Annotated in this window: 13 protein-coding genes and 2 pseudogenes; 3 read left to right on the top strand and 12 right to left on the bottom strand. The window is 69.7% G+C overall.

Annotation, left to right across the window (positions count from 1 at the left end; all coding sequences use genetic code 11):
- Positions 1-27 precede the first annotated feature (27 nt).
- The 11 genes and pseudogenes from QE374_RS12695 to QE374_RS12640 form a co-directional block, all read right to left on the bottom strand.
- A complete protein-coding gene (locus QE374_RS12695; protein WP_309735399.1) occupies positions 28-882 on the bottom strand; it encodes a carbohydrate ABC transporter permease in 855 nt (284 codons plus the stop codon).
- Between the two features lie 11 nt (positions 883-893).
- A complete protein-coding gene (locus QE374_RS12690) occupies positions 894-1,844 on the bottom strand; it encodes a sugar ABC transporter permease (protein ID WP_309735397.1) in 951 nt (316 codons plus the stop codon).
- Positions 1,845-1,848: 4 nt separating this feature from the next.
- Positions 1,849-3,111: a sugar ABC transporter substrate-binding protein gene (locus QE374_RS12685; protein ID WP_309735395.1), complete on the bottom strand. Its 1,263-nt coding sequence runs from the start codon at positions 3,109-3,111 to the stop codon at positions 1,849-1,851.
- A gap of 100 nt (positions 3,112-3,211) precedes the next feature.
- Entirely contained in the window at positions 3,212-3,667 is a 456-nt protein-coding gene (locus QE374_RS12680) for a TetR/AcrR family transcriptional regulator (RefSeq protein WP_309735393.1), read from the bottom strand.
- Positions 3,668-3,873: 206 nt separating this feature from the next.
- Positions 3,874-5,456: pseudogene (locus QE374_RS12675) on the bottom strand (glucoamylase family protein).
- Positions 5,457-5,579: 123 nt separating this feature from the next.
- The gene (locus tag QE374_RS12665; RefSeq protein WP_309735386.1) at positions 5,580-6,437 is read right to left on the bottom strand and encodes a MurR/RpiR family transcriptional regulator; all 858 of its coding nucleotides are present in this window, start codon (positions 6,435-6,437) and stop codon (positions 5,580-5,582) included.
- Positions 6,427-7,260 carry a phosphonate ABC transporter, permease protein PhnE gene (gene phnE / locus QE374_RS12660; RefSeq protein WP_309735384.1) on the bottom strand — a complete coding sequence of 278 codons (834 nt, stop codon included), beginning with the start codon at positions 7,258-7,260 and terminating at the stop codon, positions 6,427-6,429. Before phnE (QE374_RS12660) ends, QE374_RS12665 begins: the two co-directional genes overlap by 11 nt.
- Complete coding sequence (gene phnE, locus QE374_RS12655; protein WP_309735380.1) at positions 7,257-8,057, bottom strand: phosphonate ABC transporter, permease protein PhnE; 801 nt, start codon at positions 8,055-8,057, stop codon at positions 7,257-7,259. The genes phnE (QE374_RS12660) and phnE (QE374_RS12655) overlap by 4 nt, the downstream gene beginning before the upstream one ends.
- Positions 8,054-8,869, bottom strand: coding sequence for a phosphonate ABC transporter ATP-binding protein (phnC, locus tag QE374_RS12650; RefSeq protein ID WP_309735378.1), 816 nt, complete (start codon positions 8,867-8,869; stop codon positions 8,054-8,056). Before phnC ends, phnE (QE374_RS12655) begins: the two co-directional genes overlap by 4 nt.
- Positions 8,866-9,843 carry a phosphate/phosphite/phosphonate ABC transporter substrate-binding protein gene (phnD, locus tag QE374_RS12645; protein WP_309735376.1) on the bottom strand — a complete coding sequence of 326 codons (978 nt, stop codon included), beginning with the start codon at positions 9,841-9,843 and terminating at the stop codon, positions 8,866-8,868. The genes phnC and phnD overlap by 4 nt, the downstream gene beginning before the upstream one ends.
- A gap of 41 nt (positions 9,844-9,884) precedes the next feature.
- On the bottom strand, positions 9,885-10,541 hold the full coding sequence (locus QE374_RS12640) for a hydrolase (protein WP_309735374.1): 657 nt from the start codon (positions 10,539-10,541) through the stop codon (positions 9,885-9,887).
- A gap of 53 nt (positions 10,542-10,594) precedes the next feature.
- Here QE374_RS12640 and QE374_RS12635 point away from each other — a divergent pair, with 53 nt between their 5' ends.
- The gene (locus QE374_RS12635; RefSeq protein WP_309735371.1) at positions 10,595-11,278 is read left to right on the top strand and encodes an amino acid deaminase; all 684 of its coding nucleotides are present in this window, start codon (positions 10,595-10,597) and stop codon (positions 11,276-11,278) included.
- A 13-nt stretch (positions 11,279-11,291) separates the two neighbouring features.
- Here QE374_RS12635 and QE374_RS12630 read toward each other — a convergent pair whose 3' ends face one another.
- Positions 11,292-12,749: a helix-turn-helix domain-containing protein gene (locus QE374_RS12630; protein ID WP_309735369.1), complete on the bottom strand. Its 1,458-nt coding sequence runs from the start codon at positions 12,747-12,749 to the stop codon at positions 11,292-11,294.
- Between the two features lie 136 nt (positions 12,750-12,885).
- On the opposite strand from QE374_RS12630, the gene aceA reads away from it, so the two are divergent.
- Together aceA and aceB are read left to right on the top strand one after the other, a co-directional pair.
- Positions 12,886-14,202 carry an isocitrate lyase gene (gene aceA, locus QE374_RS12625; RefSeq protein ID WP_309735367.1) on the top strand — a complete coding sequence of 439 codons (1,317 nt, stop codon included), beginning with the start codon at positions 12,886-12,888 and terminating at the stop codon, positions 14,200-14,202.
- A gap of 39 nt (positions 14,203-14,241) precedes the next feature.
- Positions 14,242-15,937 (top strand): annotated as a pseudogene (gene aceB / locus QE374_RS12620) (malate synthase A).
- The last annotated feature ends 146 nt before the right edge of the window (positions 15,938-16,083 follow it).

Genomic DNA, 16,083 nt, shown 5'->3' with positions numbered 1-16,083 from the left:
CCTTTCTGGGGTGCGTGTCGACGGTGCTCACTTGAGTCCCGTCGTCGCGACTCCCTGGATGAAGTAGCGCTGCAGGAACACGAACAGGAGGATGATCGGGGCGATCACCAGCACGGAGCCCGCGAGCAGGAGTCCGTAGTCGGTCGCGTTCTGCCCCGTCGCATAGAGCGAGATGGCGACGGGAAGGGTGTACATGTCCTCGCTCTGGGCGGCCACGAGCGGCCAGAGGAAGTTGTTCCAGGATGCGAGGAAGGTGAGGATGCCGAGCGTCGCCAGCGGCGGCCCGCACAGCGGCATCACCACGCGGGCGAAGATGCGCAGCTCCCCCGCGCCGTCGATGCGCGCCGCCTCGAGCAGTTCGTCGGGGATGCCCAGCATGAACTGCCGCATGAGGAACACGCCCAACGGCGTCGTGACGAACGGCAGGATCAGCGCGGCGTAACTGCTGGTGAGCCCGAACGAGGACACCATCACGAACAGCGGCACGAAGGTCACGATGCCCGGCACCATGAGCGTGATGAGCACGACGGCGAAGAGCACCTTCTTGCCGGGGAAGTCCATCTTCGCCAGCGCGTAGCCCACCATCGAGCAGAACACGAGGTTGCCGAGGACGGTCAGCAGGGCCACGACGACGCTGTTCGTGAAGAACCGGCCGATGTCGAGGGGGCCGAACCACTGGGCGAAGTTGTCCCAGGTGATCTGCTGCGGCAGCCAGGTCGGCGGGCGTTGCAGGATCTCGCTCTGCGTCTTGACGGAGCCCAGCAGCATCCAGACGAACGGGAGAACCCACACGATCAGCCCCGCGACCAGCACGGTGTAGGTGAGGGCGCGCCCGGTCAGCGCGCGGCGAGCGCGGCGGGAGGCCATCGTCGTCGAGGTCATGATCTCCTCCTTCAGTCCTTCGAACGCAGCAGCCGGAACTGCACGAGGCTCACGAGCGCGATCGCGAGGAACAGGATGTAGCTCGCAGCGGATGCGGTGCCGTACTCGCCGAAGCCGAACTGCTTGAACGTGTAGTAGGCGACCGACAGGGTCGAGTCGAGCGGTCCGCCCTGCGTCATCACGAAGGCCTCCTCGAAGAACTGCAGGAAGCCGACCGAGATGAGGACGGCACCGAGCAGGAGCGTCGGGCGCAGCAGCGGCAGGGTGATCGCGGTCAGGCGGCGCCAGGCGGAGGCCCCGTCCATGACGGCGGCTTCCTTGACGTCGGTCGGGATCGCCTGGAGCCCCGCGAGGAAGATCACCATGAGCGTTCCGACGTTTCGCCAGACCGCCATCGCGATGAGCGAGGGCAAGGCCCAGGTGGTGTCGTTGAGCCAGTCGGGCCCCTGGATGCCCACCACGGCGAGTGCGGCGTTCAGCAGCCCCTCCGGCTGCAGGATGTACCGCCACACGACCGAGACCGCGACGATGCTCGTGACCACCGGCGCGTAGAACCCCACGCGGAGGAAGGAGACGATCCGGCCACCGCCCGAGTTGAGTGCCAGAGCCAGCGCGAGCGCGACCGCCATCGTGACGGGGATGCCGATCACGACGAACGTCGCGGTGACGCCGGCCGACTTCAGGAAGGTGGGGTCTCCCAGCACGGCCAGGTACTGGTCGAGGCCGACGAAGTTGACCGCGAACGGCGAGCGGATGTCCTGCGCGCGGAAGTCGGTGAACGACATCGCGAACGAGCCCACGATCGGCACGACCATGAAGGCGGCGAAGACCAGGACGAACGGGAGCGCGAACCCCCAGGCGATGAGGCCCTGACGCCGACGACGGCTCGGGCGGCGGCCACCGCCGGCGCGACCGGAGCCGGCGATGGCCGCCCCGGTCGCGGCCAGTGATGTCTGCGTCATGGGATCAGTCCAGCCCCACCGCGTCGGCCTTGCTCTGAAGCTCCTTCATCGCGTCGGCGGGGGTCATGGCTCCCAGACGCACCTTCTCGAGCACGGCGTCTCCGGCCGCGGCGACCTTCACCCAGGTCGTCGTCGCGGGGACGGACTTGGCGGTCTCGAGCTGTGTGCCGAAGGCGGCGAGCGTCGGCTGGGAGGCGAGCGCTTCGTCCTTCCACGCCGCCTGGACGGCGGGAAGGTCGCCGGTCTGGTCGTACCAGCGCGCCTGCGTCTCGGGCTCGCTCAGCCACTTGGCGAGCTTCCACGCGGAGGTGGCGTTGTCGGACCCGTCGAACACGACGAGGTTCGAGCCGCCGCTGAAGGAGGTGGAGGATTCCTTCGCCGGGAGCACCGCCGTCGCGAACTTCGAGGAGAAGTCCGCACCGCCGAGCTTCTCGAGCGAGCCGATCATGAACGGACCGTCGACGAGCATCGGAGTACGACCGGCGACGAAGTCCGCCTCCTGTGCGCCGGAGGAGCGATCCGCCGACGGGTTGGCGAGTCCGTCCGTGAAGAAGCTCTGGTAGTACTCGTACGCCTCGACCATCTCCGGGGTGTCGAGCGTCCACGCCGAGCCGTCCTCGAGCGAGGCACCGTTTGACCAGGGCATCCAGAGCGTGCCCTGGAAGGAGTCGTTGCCGGCGGGCAGGCGGATGCCGTACTCCGCTCCCGCCTTGGACTTCATGTCGGCGGCCATCTGGCTGAGCTCGTCCCAGGTGGTGGGCGCGCTCGTCCAGCCGGCCTGCTCTGCCATGTCGGTGCGGTAGTAGAGCACACGCGTGTCGACGTACCACGGCACGCCCGCCGCGCGATCTCCGACCTTGTTGGACTCGACGGCACCCGGGAAGGCGCCGGACGTGTCGAGATCGGTGGGGACGCTCTGGAACGCGTCGGCGAAGTCGGCCATCCAGGTCGAGCCCATCATGGCGATGTCGGGGGTGTTGCCGCTGGCGATCGCGGTCTGGAACTTGCTGTACGCGGAATCCCACGGGATGGCGGTGACGTCGACCTCGACGCCGGGGTTGGCCTCTTCGAACGTCTTGACGAAGTCAGGGAGGGCCTCGCCCTCGGTCCCCATCGCCCACATCGTGATCTTGCCCGTCGCGGGCTCGCTTCCGATGGTCGTCGCTTCCTGGGCCGCCGTTCCTGCGTCATCTGCTCGTCCGCATCCCGCCAGGCTGAGGGCGGCGACGGCGAGCAGCGCGACGGCGCCGAGCCGAACATGTTTCATGGTTCCTCCTTGAACGAGACACACCTGATGGCGTCGTCACTACGGTACTTAAGCGCTTAAACGAACGCAACCCCGTCGTGGAGAACCGTGGAGAGCACGCTCAGAGCGGGCGCAGATAACCGCGGACGAACTCGTCGAAGAGGGCGACCATGTCGATCTCCTCGTCGAGGAGGAACTGCTGCTGCAGGCCGTCCATCACGGCACTGATGAGCCTGCCGGCACGGGCGGGATCGACGTCTGTACGGATCTCTCCCGCGGCTTGCCCCGCTGCGATGATGCGCTCGGCGGATGCGGCCGAGTCGCGATAGCGGTCGACGAACTCCCGGTGCGCCGGGTGGGCGGGATCGATCGCATCCGCGGCCACCGTCGTGTACAGCGCGGAGAGACCACGGGGTGCGCTCTGGTTGTAGGCGACCACATCCGCACTCTGCTCGATGAGCCTGTGCTCGGCGGGATCCCCGACCGCCGCTCGGATGCGCTCGTCGCGCTGGCGGAGGACCTCGACGAAGAGCTCCTCCTTGCTCGAGAAGTGATGCAGCAGCCCCGCCGGGGTCATCCCCACGCCCCGGGCGATCGCCCGCAGCGACCCTGCGTCGAAGCGCGCTGCGGGCGAACACGATGAGTGCTTCCTCGACGATCTGCTGGCGACGGGCCTGCCCCTTCGCGTAGCTGCCGCGCTTGCCACGGGTCCGGGAGGAGACGGCGTCCTGCGCCGTCTCCTCCCGACTCCGGTCATCGGGTGTGCTCACCGCATCCCTCTCGTCATCGACCGCCGGGCTCCCCCCAGCTCGAGCTGAAGACCTGCGCCCGCATCGCGGGCCGGAGCGTGCGCTCCATGTCACGATCCACGACGTAGTCCTTGAGGCTATCGCCGGTCAGCTCGTTGCCGATGGCGGCCATGATCATGGACTGGTCCAGTGAGAGGTAGCGCTCGGCGATCGTGCCGCTGTGCACTGCGACCGCGTCGTAGAAGCCGCCGGGCCCGTACGCGCCGAGGTCGTCCTCGATGCGCGAAAGGTTGTCGAGGACGCCCTCACGGTCGTAGGGCAGGGCGAGGAAGCTCGCGTGCGGGGTCACCACGCCGTCGCCGAACTGCGGGTCGGGATTGGTGCCCACCGAGCAGCCGGGCCGGTCGATGTCGACGTCGGTCTTCTCCCGATCGGAGGTGTAGCCGTCCGAGCGCATCCCCGCGAGGTCGACGCCGTACTCGGCATAGCCGCCGAACGGATCGCTGGCGGGCGAGAAGCCCCAGTAGCCGTAGCCGGCGTCCTGCCCGTGGCGCTCCTGCACCGCGACGGTGATCGGATGATTCAGCGCCCACGAGCTCTCTCCCCACTCGGTCTCGGGAATGAGCAGATCGGGCATGAGCGCCTCGAACATGCTGCCTCCCCAGCTGGGCACGAAGCTCATGCCGTCGTAGGAGTAGACCCCCTCCCAGACGTCGAAGCCGGCGTACGTGCGCGTGGTGCCGGTGGGCAGCTGCTCCTGCCAAGCCCAGTCGCAGCCGGGCGGCATCGTGCGGTGCGTGCCGTACAGCGCCGTCGGAGGGATCTGCCCGTTCGCGATGCCCAGATACGTCGCGATACGGCTCTCACTCACGGTCGTGTCGTAGTGGTGGCAGGTGTAGTACGCGGTCTCGCCCGAGCCGTTGTACATGGGCGCTTCGACGCTGCAGCCCGTGGGCGGCGAGTCCCAGAACCCGCCGCGGTTCGTGCCGGCCGGAAGCCCGGCCGCACCCGCGGGATCGAAGAAGGCGCCGAAGTCCATCGACCGGTAAAGGGCGTCCGCCTGGCGGGCCAGGCTCGGCTCCGCCTCGCGCACGATGCGCAGGGATGCGGCGAGCCAGCCGTTGTCGACCGTGGACAGGAAGGGCTCGACGGGGTCGCCCGAATCGGGCCACGTCGTCAGCTTGGCGCCGGAAGCCGGGTCGTACCAGTTGTAGAACATGCCGCTGGCGTCGTTGCGCTCCAGATGGTCGAGCGTGTCGAGGGTCGCCCGCATCCGATCACGGGCCTCCCGTCGATCGATCAGCCCGATGTCGCGGGCGGTCACCGTCGACCACAGATAGCCGCCGATGTTCGTCGGCGAGGTGTAGGCGCCCCCGCGCTCTGCAGTGCGCCGTCGATGTTATCCGATGGCAGGCCGGTGTCAGGGTCCGTCATCGCGACCAGCGATGCCCAGGTGTCGGCGGCGTAGCGCTCCAACGTGCGGGTCTCGCTGGTGTCATGGCCGTGGCCGTGGCCGTGACCTGTGGGCACCGCATCCGCCAGCGCGGGCGCCGCGGTCGTCACCGCCAGCACCGCCGCGGATGCGGTGGCCAGCACGAAACGGGTCGTCTTTCTCATCGTCGCTCTCCTCATCGAAAGCGGCTCCGGGGGGAACCGAGTCCCAAAACCCTTACACGTGATTGGTTTTCATTCAAGACCCCCGGACACCGGCGGCCGCGTCCGCCGGACGAGCACCCGTGCTCACTCGGCGGGGTCGGCGAGGTTCTCGGAGAGGATCTCGAGCACCTGGGCACGGACGCGGGGCGAGCGCTCCCCCAGCTCCGCCGCGACAGCATCCACGAGCACCTCGCCGAAGACGGCGTGCACGGCGCGGGATGTGTGCTCCAGCTCGTCGCGGAACGTCGCACCCGCCGGTGCCAGGACGAGGGAGAGGCCGGCGATCTCGGTCAGCGTGGACGCGACGAACGAGGTGATGAGAAGCACGGCCGCGCCGGCGGCGTCGGCGGCGCGGGCGGCGCGGACGCTCGCCTCGTTCGCCCCCGAGCCGCTGATCACGAGGCAGACGTCGTCGCTCGTGAGCTGGCGCGCGGAGATCTGCTGCGCGATCGGGTCGGCGACGATCTCGGCGGGACGACCGACCGCGGTCAGCCGCATCGCGAGATCGCTCGCGAGCGGGGACGACAGGCCGTTGGCGACGACCAGCACCCGCCGGGCGCGGACGATGCGCGACACGGCGGCGGCGACCGCATCCTCGGTCAGGAGTCCGGCCGACCCCACGAGCGCCTGCGCCGCACGGTCCATCGCCGTGCGCATGCGACCGAGGACCCCCACGCCGTGATCGGTCGCCGCATCCGGCTGCGCACCGAGCTCCGCGGCGAGGGCGACCCGCAGCTGGGGATACCCGCGGTAGCCGAGGCGCTGACACGCCCGCACGACGGAGGAGCGCGCGACCCCCGCCCGATCCGCGAGCTGCTGCGCCGTCAGTTCCACGACGATCTCCGGCTCCGACATGATCAGGTCGGCCACCCGCCGTTCGGTGGGTTGCAGGACGTTGCGCAGCGCGGCGATGCGCACGGTCGTGGCAGCGTCAGCGGACACGCGCACCCTCCATGATCCTGCGGCGGACCGCGCCGCTGATCGCGTCGATCGTCATCGTCACCGCGATGACCACGATCAGCAGCATCCCCACCGTCGACCACTCACGGTACTGGGTGTACGTGGTCAGCATGTCGCCGATTCCGCCCACGCCGATCAGGCCCAGGACGGCGGACGAGCGGACGTTGATCTCGAACCGGTAGAGCCAGAACGACAGGAACGCCGGGGCGGCCTGCGGCCACGCACCCCACCGCAACACCTGCAGCGTGCTTCCGCCGGCGGCACGCGCCGCCTCGATCGGCCCCTGCGGCACAGCCTCGACCGCCTCGTATCCCCACTTGCCGAGCGTGCCGACGCCGTTGATCGCGAGAGCGAGGGCGCCTGTGAGCGGCGTGAGTCCCGTCATCGACAGGATGATGATCGCGAAGATGATCTCCGGAACCGCACGGATGACGGAGAAGACGAGGCGCAGCACCCCGCGCAGCCACACCGGTCCGAACCCGCGGGAGGCGAGCAGGCTCAGCGGCGTCGCTACGATCACGCCGAGCACGGTGCCGACCCAGGCCATCTCGACGCTGCGCCAGGTCTGCCAGAGAGCCTCGGGAAGCTTCGACCAGTCCGGGGCCGAGAACATGAGCCAGATGTAGCGCACGATCGCGGCGGGAAGCTCCCCCAGCCGCGACCATGTGATGTCGACGGACCAGAAGGCGGCGACGACGATCACCGTCACGCCGACGCCGATGCCGAGCACGAGAGGTCGACGCGGTCGCTCGGGCAGCGCGAAGGCGGGCGCGGTGCGCGCCGGCGAGGTGTCGACCGCGCTCATACGAGCCTCCGTCGCACGGCGGCGCTCAGGGCGTCGAGAAGGACGACGAGCACGAGGATCTCCAGGATGATGAGCGAGAGCTGGTCGTAGCGGTAGTACGTGCGCACGGCGTCGATGAGCAGTCCGAGCCCGCCGGCACCGACGAGTCCCAGCACCGACGAGGCGCGGACGTTGAGCTCGAACACGTAGAGCGTCTGGGCGACGAACGCCGGCCAGGTATCCGGCAGGGCGAGGGTGCGGTTGACCTGCAGCTGGGTGCCGCCGGCCGCGCGGCCCGCCTCGATCGGGCCCGCATCCATCGCGTCGATCGACTCGGAGACGAGCTTGACGATGATCCCGACGTTGAAGAGCACGAGAGCGAGGATGCCGGGAAGCGCACCGACGCCGACCATGGCCACGAGCACGGCGGCCGACAGCAGGTCGGGGACGGCACGCACCACGTTCAGCACGGTGCGCACGGCGCCGCGCAGCCACGGATGCGGATTGGTCGGGCGGGCGGCGAGGAAGCTGAGCGGAAGCGAGACGAGCGCGCCGACGGCGGTTCCGATGACGGCCATCTGCAGCGTCTCCAGGAGCGGTCCGACCGTGCGCGGGAAGAACGACCAGTCGGGCTGCAACAGTCCCAGGACCTTGCTCGCGCCGTGCTGCCAGTTGCGGGCGATGCCGCTCAGGTCGAAGTCGATCCCGACGACGGGCAGGCACGTGAACACGGTGACCGCGGCGATGACGGCGGCGATCGCCCACCCCCGCCATCTGCCGCCGGGCCTGGGCGGCAGCTCGAGCGACGACGTGCTCACGAACCCAGCCGATCCTCGGCCGTGACCGACCGGCCGTAGATCCCGGCGAAGTCGGCATCCGTGGCATCGGCGGCCGAGCCGTCGTAGACGAGCTCGCCCGCCCGCATCCCGATCAGCCGTGTGCCGTACTCGCGTGCGAGGTCGAGAAGGTGGAGGTTCACCAGCACCGTCATGCCGAGCTCGCGGTTGATGCGGCGGAGGTCGCCCATCACGCCGTGCGCCGTGGGCGGGTCGAGGCTCGCGACGGGTTCGTCGGCGAGCACGATCCGCGGCTGCTGCGCGAGGGCGCGGGCGATCGCGACGCGCTGCTGCTGACCGCCCGAGAGCGCCGAGGCGCGGTCGTAGACCTTCGCCAGGATGCCGACGCGCTCGAGCGCCTCGTAGGCGAGCTGCTTGTCGGCCGGCGTGTAGGCGCCGAGGAGCGTGCGCCAGGTGGGGGTGTGCGTGAGTCGTCCGACGAGCACGTTGTTCAGGACGCTCGTGCGCCCGGCGAGGTTGAAGCCCTGGAACACCATGCCGATGCCGCCGCGCAGACGCCGGAGCGTGCGGGGCCTCGCGCCCGCGAGTTCGGTGTCGCCGACCGTCAGCGAACCCGCGGAGATGGGGACGAGTCCGTTGATCGTGCGGATGAGGGTGGACTTGCCCGATCCGGAGAGCCCGACGATCGCCACCATCTCGCCGGCGGCGATGTCCAGGCTCACACCCCGCAGTCCCATTGTGCCGTTCGGGTAGCGCACCTGGACGTCGCGGAGGCGGATGGGCCAGGAGGCCGGGGCCGCAGCCCCGGCCTCCCGGTGGAGAGACGACGTCACTGCAGACCCAGCTGCTGCGCCGCGCGGGCGACCACGTCGAGTGACGACGGGTCGGCGGGAGCGAGCTTGGTGATGGAGTAGATGCTCTGGAGCACCTTCGAGCCCTCATCGGAGCTCGAGTACTCCTCGAGTGCGTCGGTGATCTTCTGCTGCAGTTCCGGCGAGAGGTCGGAGGTGAGGGCGACGCCGTCGTTGGGGATCTCGTCCGTCATCGCGAACACGACGACCTTCTGACCCACATCCGGGACGTCCTTCTTCACGATCGTGCGCGCGTCCCAGAAGCTGAAGCCGACCTCGGCGTCGCCGTTGTAGACCGCGAGGACGGATGCGTCGTTCGCGGTGACGGGGAGCTTCTCGATGTCGCTGTCGGTGTTGATGCCGGCCTCCTGCAGCGCCAGCACCGGGTAGATGTAGCCGGCGGGAGACCCGGGACCGAGCATCGCGACCTTCGCACCCTTCACCTTGGTGATGGAGTCCAGACCGGCAGGCCCCGTCATCGCGTCGGCGCCGTTGCAGAAGAGCATCCCGTCGCGCTCGACGGGAGTGTCCTCGCAGTACTTGTCGGGGTTGTTCGTCATGAACTGCGCCGGGTAGGTGATGTTGCCGTTGCGCTCGGTCTGCAGCACGACCTTGGCGCCGTACTTGTCGCTCGCCTGCCAGAGCTGCAGGGAGGGCAGGAAGCCGATCTGGGCCTGGCCCGCACCCATCGCCTCGACCGCCGCCTGGTAGTCCTTCGCGACGACGCCCGTGACCGGGATGCCGAGCTTCTCGGTGAGCATGTCGGTCAGGGGCTTCGCGGTGTCGACGAGGCCGTTCTGGTCCTGCGAGGGAACGAGCGCCAGCACGAGGGAGTCGGGGTCGGCCGCGGCACCGCTCGTTCCGGGGTCGGCCGAGCCGGCACAGCCGGCCAGGAGCAGGGATGCGGCCGCCACGACGGCGGCTGCGGCGCCGAGGCGCAGGCGGGTGATGTTCATGTGGTGTCCTTCGGATCGGGGTGGTGTGCGGGTCGGTGGGCTCAGTCGACGCGGGCGGCGAGCGCCCAGCGGGAGATGTCGTCGAGGAGGTCGTCCAGGCGCGCGGCGCGATAGGTCGGTCGGGCGTCGGGAGCGGCGGATGCGCCCACGAGCGCCGTGGCGTGGCCGCGGGCGTGAACGGGGGCGAGGTCGTTGCGCCAGATGTCGCCGACGCTCAGGACGGGCCGGGCGGGGTCGAGCTCGTCGAGGAGTGCTTCCAGTCCCGCGGGCTTGGCCGCATCCGTGACGATCCGGTCGAAGCGCCCGGCGAGCCCCACCGCCGCGAGCGCTTCGGCCAGTCGCACATCGGGCGCGTTCGTGAGGAGGATCCGCTCCGCATCGACCTCGTCGAGCAGCCGCGCGAGCCCCGCGGGCGTGCCGATCGGAGCGGCGGAGGTGGCCAGCATCCCGCGGCTCGCGCGGTAGCCGAACGCCAGGTGCGTCTCGTCGGCGCCTTCGCGCAGGGCGAGGATGCGCACGAGGTCGTAGCCGTCGACGGCGTCGTGCGCACTCGGGTCGTCGAGCCCCCGCCGCACCTCGGCGACGAAGCTCTCCGGCAGACGACCGGCCGCGGCCACGGATGCGGCGTAGGCCAGCACGGGTCCGTCGCCGAGGGCGACGGTACCGTCGAAGTCGAAGATGAGAACAGGACGTGGCACGGGGCTCCTTCAGGTGGACGCTTCGTCCATGGTGAAGGAGGATTGTGGACGCAATGACCACGCCCGATGAACAGCCGGTTAAATCATCGACCGATCACGTGGATGCGGCGGCCCGCCGCGCCATCGACGACCCCACCGCGGCACTCGCGCTCCTGCCCGGCGTCGCCGCATCCATTCGCCGGGATGCCGCGGGCGGCCTGTTCGACGCGTGGGAGCTCTCCTCGGCGGTGGATGAGAACACCCAGGAGCCGGTCGTGCCCGAGGCCCTCTTCCACCACCTGCACGCCGCGGCCGGTCTGGATGCGACCTGGCCCGCAGGCAACGCGGGCCTCGTGCACGTCTACGGGTACCTCTTCTCCCTCGCCGAGACGCCCTACGGACTCAAGCGCGAGCGGTGGCTGGATGCGGGGCTGGCCGCTGCCTACGGCGAGCGCACGCTCTTCCACGCCGAGGCCCTGAGCGGCGGAGCCGTCTCCGTCACGCCGCTCGCGCGCATCACGGGTGCCGCGCGCGCCCTGCTGGCCGAGCACCCGGTGCGCGAGGAGCGGATCGGGCCGGTACGCGCGCGGATCGCCATCGGGCGGCGCAGTGCATCCGGGCCCTTCGCCCTCGCCTACGCGATCGATCGCGGGGCAGGTGAGCGCCTCGTGACGACGTTCCCGATCTCCTCCCCCGCCGAGACTCTCGCCGCCATCGACGCGGGGCCTCCCCGACTGCGCTGGAACGCGGTCGAATGAGGACCCCGCTCCCTCAGCCCGGTGAGTGCGCCTCGAGGAACTCGTAGACCTCGGTGGTGTCGACGCCGGGGAAGGCTCCGGTGGGCAGGGTCGCGAGCAGGGTGCGGGGCGTACGGACGTTGGGCCAGGAGTTCTCGCGCCAGGCGCTCTCGAGCTCGGCCGGCGCGCGCCGGCAGCACACCTCGACCGAGTGCCGTGAGACTCCGCGGTTGGCGGTGTCTCGCCCCAGGAACCACTTCGTGTCCTCGAAGCGCACGCCGACGCTGATCGAGTGCGCCCCCTCGCTCGAGTACTCGACACGGGCCGTGCACCAGTACGTGCCGTTGCCCGTGTCGGTGTACTGGTAGTAGGGGTTGAAGCGATCGTCGACGTCGAAGACCACTCGACTGGTCCACCGCCGGCAGCACATCTGCCCTTCGATCGCGCCGAGTCGGTCGGCCGGGAAGTTCACGTCGTCGTTCTCGTACGCCTTCGTGATGGTGCCCGACTCGTGCACCTTGAGGAAGTGCACCGGGATGCCGAGGTGCACCGTCGCGAGGTTCGTGAAGCGGTGGGCGGCGGTCTCGTACGAGACCGAGTAGAGATCGCGCAGATCCTCGATCGAGATCGCCCTGTCGCCTTTGGCATCGGTGAGCACCGGAACGACGTGCGCTTCGGGGACGAGCAGGGCGCCCGTCAGGTAGTTGGTCTCGACCCGCTGGCGCAGGAACTCGGCGTAGCTTTTGGGTTCGCGATGCCCGAGGATGCGGCTGGACAGCGCCTGCAGCACCGCCGTGCGCGCATCGCCCTTCGCGGCGACCCGGCTCGAGAGGTAGAGGCGCCCGTGCTTGAGGTCGGCGACGCTGCGGGTGGTCTGCGGCAGGTCGGGCACGTAGTGCAGCGTGAAGCCCAGGTGCGCCGCGATGTCGCTCGCCGATCGCTGCGTCAGCGGGCCGCCGGGGTGCGCCACCGCATCCAGGATCGCCCGCGCTTCGGTCTCGAGATCGGCGAAGTAGTTGTTCTGCTCGCGCATGAGATCGCGCAGCTCGACGTTCGCACGCCGCGCCTCCTCGGGCGTCGCGGAGCGCTCATCGCGCAGCCGATCGATCTCGCCGTGCAGCGCCAGCATCGCCCGCAGCGCCTCGTCGGGCACCGACCTGCCGATGCGGAACGCGTCGATGCCGAGCGCCTGGAAGGTCTGCCCCTTCATCGCCCGCTGCAGCGCGATCTCCATGGCGGCGCGCTCGTCGAGCGGCTCGGCCTCCAGCAGCGCGTCGACCGTCGTCCCGAGCGCCTTCGCGATGGCCCGCAGAAGCGTGAGACGGGGCTCGCGCTTGCCGTTCTCGATCATGGACAGCTGGCTCGGTGCGCGCTCCACAGCGGACGCGAGCGCGTCGAGCGTCATGCCCTGCGCCGTGCGCAGTTGGCGGATGCGGCGCCCGATCGTCAGGGCGTCGGCGTCGTCGGTCATCGGATCTTCTTCGATCGTCATGGATCGGGATTGTGTCACAAGAACAGAAGAACGAGCAATCTTCTCCCCGAAAACCTCGGTTCGTGTCCGCAATCTTCACCCACAGTGGTCACACGCCTCGGGACGACGACCGTCCCTTCGATCACAGGAGACCGACATGACCAGCACCGCCCCCTTCGCCCAGGGCCCGCTGCGCGCGGGTGACATGACGCAGACCGCCGCCGAGCTGCAGGAGATCTGGAACACGGATCCGCGCTGGGACGGCGTCGAGCGCACCTACTCGGCCGAGGACGTCATCCGCCTGCGCGGCTCGGTGCGCGAGGAGAACACGCTCGCCCGCCGCGGCGCCGAGAACCTCTGGAACCTGCTGCACACGGAGGACTACATCCGCGCACTCGGCGCCTACACCGGCGGACAGGCCGTGCAGCAGGTGCGCGCGGGCCTGAAGGCGATCTACCTGTCGGGATGGCAGGTCGCCGCCGACGGCAACCTCGCCGGCCAGACCTACCCCGATCAGAGCCTCTACCCCGCCAACTCGGTGCCGGCGGTCGTGCGCCGCATCAACAACGCGCTCATCCGCCAGGACCAGATCGAGCACGCCGAGGGCGAGATCACGCAGGACTGGCTCGCCCCCATCGTCGCCGACGCCGAGGCCGGCTTCGGCGGGCCGCTCAACGCCTACGAGCTCGCGCAGTCGCTCATCCAGGCCGGTGCCGCCGGCATCCACTGGGAGGATCAGCTCGCGAGCGAGAAGAAGTGCGGCCACCTCGGCGGCAAGGTGCTCGTGCCCACGCAGCAGCACATCCGCACCCTCAACGCCGCGCGCCTGGCGGCGGATGTGGCGGGCGTGCCGACGGTCATCATCGCCCGCACGGATGCTCTCGCCGCGGACCTGCTCACGAGCGACGTCGACCCGCGCGATCAGGAGTTCACCACCGGCGAGCGCACCTCCGAGGGCTTCTACCGGGTGCGCCCCGGCATCGACGCGGTCATCAGCCGCGGCCTCGCCTTCGCGCCGTACGCCGACCTCATCTGGGTCGAGACCGGCGAGCCCGACATCGAGCTCGCCCGCGCGTTCGCCGCGGCCATCCACGAGCGCTACCCCGGAAAGCTCCTCGCCTACAACTGCTCGCCCAGCTTCAACTGGAAGCGGCACCTGAGCGACGAGCAGATCGCGACGTTCCAGCAGGACCTCGCCGATCTCGGCTACAAGTTCCAGTTCATCACCCTGGCCGGATTCCACGCCGTCAACTACGCCATGTTCGACCTCGCCGCCGGCTACGCCCAGCGCGCCATGAGCGCCTACGTCGAGCTGCAGGAGGCCGAGTTCGCCGCAGAAGCGCGCGGCTACACCGCCACCCGCCACCAGCGCGAGGCGGGCACCGGCTACTTCGACCACGTCTCGACCGCGCTCAACCCCGACAGCGCGACCCTGGCACTGGCCGGCTCCACCGAGACCGCCCAGTTCCACTGACCCCCCTTCCGTTTCCTCCCGCCTTCGAAAGGCAGTGCCATGACCCCCACCGCCACGGGCCTCGCGCCCGAGACCACCCGCATCCGCGGCGACGAACGCCACCCCGGCACCGGTCCGATCGCCACCGGAACCCACAGCCCCGCCATCGAGGTCCGCGGCCCGCTCCGCGAGCGGTACGACGAGATCCTCACCCCCGAAGCCCTCGGCTTCCTGGCCGAACTGCACGACCGCTTCGCCGGGCGCCGGCACGACCGGCTCGCAGACCGGATGCGGCGGCGCTACGAGATCGGCAACGGACACGACCCCCGTTTCCGCGACGACACGGCCCGCATCCGCAACGACGCCTCCTGGCGCGTGGCCGGCGCCGGCCCCGGGCTCGAGGACCGCCGGGTCGAGATCACCGGACCGACCGATCCGAAGATGACGATCAACGCCCTCAACTCCGGGGCGAAGGTCTGGCTGGCCGACCAGGAGGATGCCACGAGCCCCACCTGGCGCAACGTCATCGAGGGGGCAGCTGTCGCTCTTCGACGCCATCCGCGGGCAGCTGTCGTTCACGAGCAACGAGGGCAAGCGCTACGAGGTGACGGCGACCGAGACCCCGACGATCGTGATGCGCCCGCGCGGCTGGCACCTCGTCGAGGAGCACCTCGGCTTCACCGACCGCTCGGGCCGCACGCTCGCCGCATCCGGTTCGCTCGTGGACTTCGGTCTCTACGCGTTCCACAACGCGCACCGGCTGATCGAGAACGGCGCGGGTCCCTACTTCTACATCGCGAAGCTCGAATCGAGCGAAGAGGCGAAGCTCTGGGACGACGTCTTCAGCTTCACCGAGCGACGGTTGGGTCTCGCGCACGGCACGATCCGCGCGACCGTGCTGATCGAGACGCTGCCCGCCGCGTTCGAGATGGAGGAGATCCTCTACGAGCTGCGCGACCACTGCGCGGGGCTGAACGCCGGACGCTGGGACTACATCTTCTCGATCATCAAGAACTACCGCGGCCGCGGCGCGCGCTTCGTGCTCCCCGACCGCAGCGAGGTCACGATGACGGTGCCGTTCATGCGGGCCTACACCGAACTGCTGGTCAAGACCTGCCACAAGCGCGGCGCCTTCGCCATCGGCGGCATGAGCGCCTTCATCCCGAATCGCCGCGATCTCGAGGTCACCGAGCGCGCCTTCGAGAAGGTCGCCGCCGACAAGAAGCGCGAGGCCGGTGACGGCTTCGACGGCACATGGGTGGCGCATCCGGACCTGATCCCCGTGGCCCGTGCGGAGTTCGATGCCGTGCTCGGCGACCGCCCGAACCAGCTGGAGCGTCAGCGCGACGACGTCGAGGTGACGGCCGCGCAGCTCATCGATGTGCACATCGGACGCCCCATCACGACGGCGGGAGTGCACGGGAACGTGTCGGTCGCCATCCGTTACATGGAGGCGTGGCTGCGCGGTCTCGGCGCCGTCGCGATCGACAACCTGATGGAGGATGCGGCGACCGCCGAGATCAGCCGCTCTCAGGTGTGGCAGTGGATCCACCAGGACCGCACGACCGAGGACGGCACCCGCATCACCCGCGAATACATCGAGGGGCTGATCGCGCAGGTGCTCGGCGAGGTGGAACGGCGTGACGGCGACCGGTTCGACGACGCGGCCGAGGTGTTCCGCGATGTGGCACTGGGCGCGGAGTTCCCGTCGTTCCTGACGCTCGGCGCGTACTCCCGGTTCCTCGTCGAACGCTGATCGCTCCGCAATCCCCGGTCGCTTCGCTCCCCGCGGGGCGGCCGGGGACTGCGCGTGCCCACGCCCGAACTCCTGCAAAAGACGACCGGACCGCCGTCGGCGCCGCCGAACCGGCGGATCTGCAGGAGTTCGGGCGTCGACAGCAC

It is taken from the genome of Microbacterium sp. SORGH_AS_0428 (assembly GCF_031453615.1).
Lineage (GTDB): Bacteria > Actinomycetota > Actinomycetes > Actinomycetales > Microbacteriaceae > Microbacterium.
This window is presented reverse-complemented; position numbering and strand designations above follow the sequence as displayed.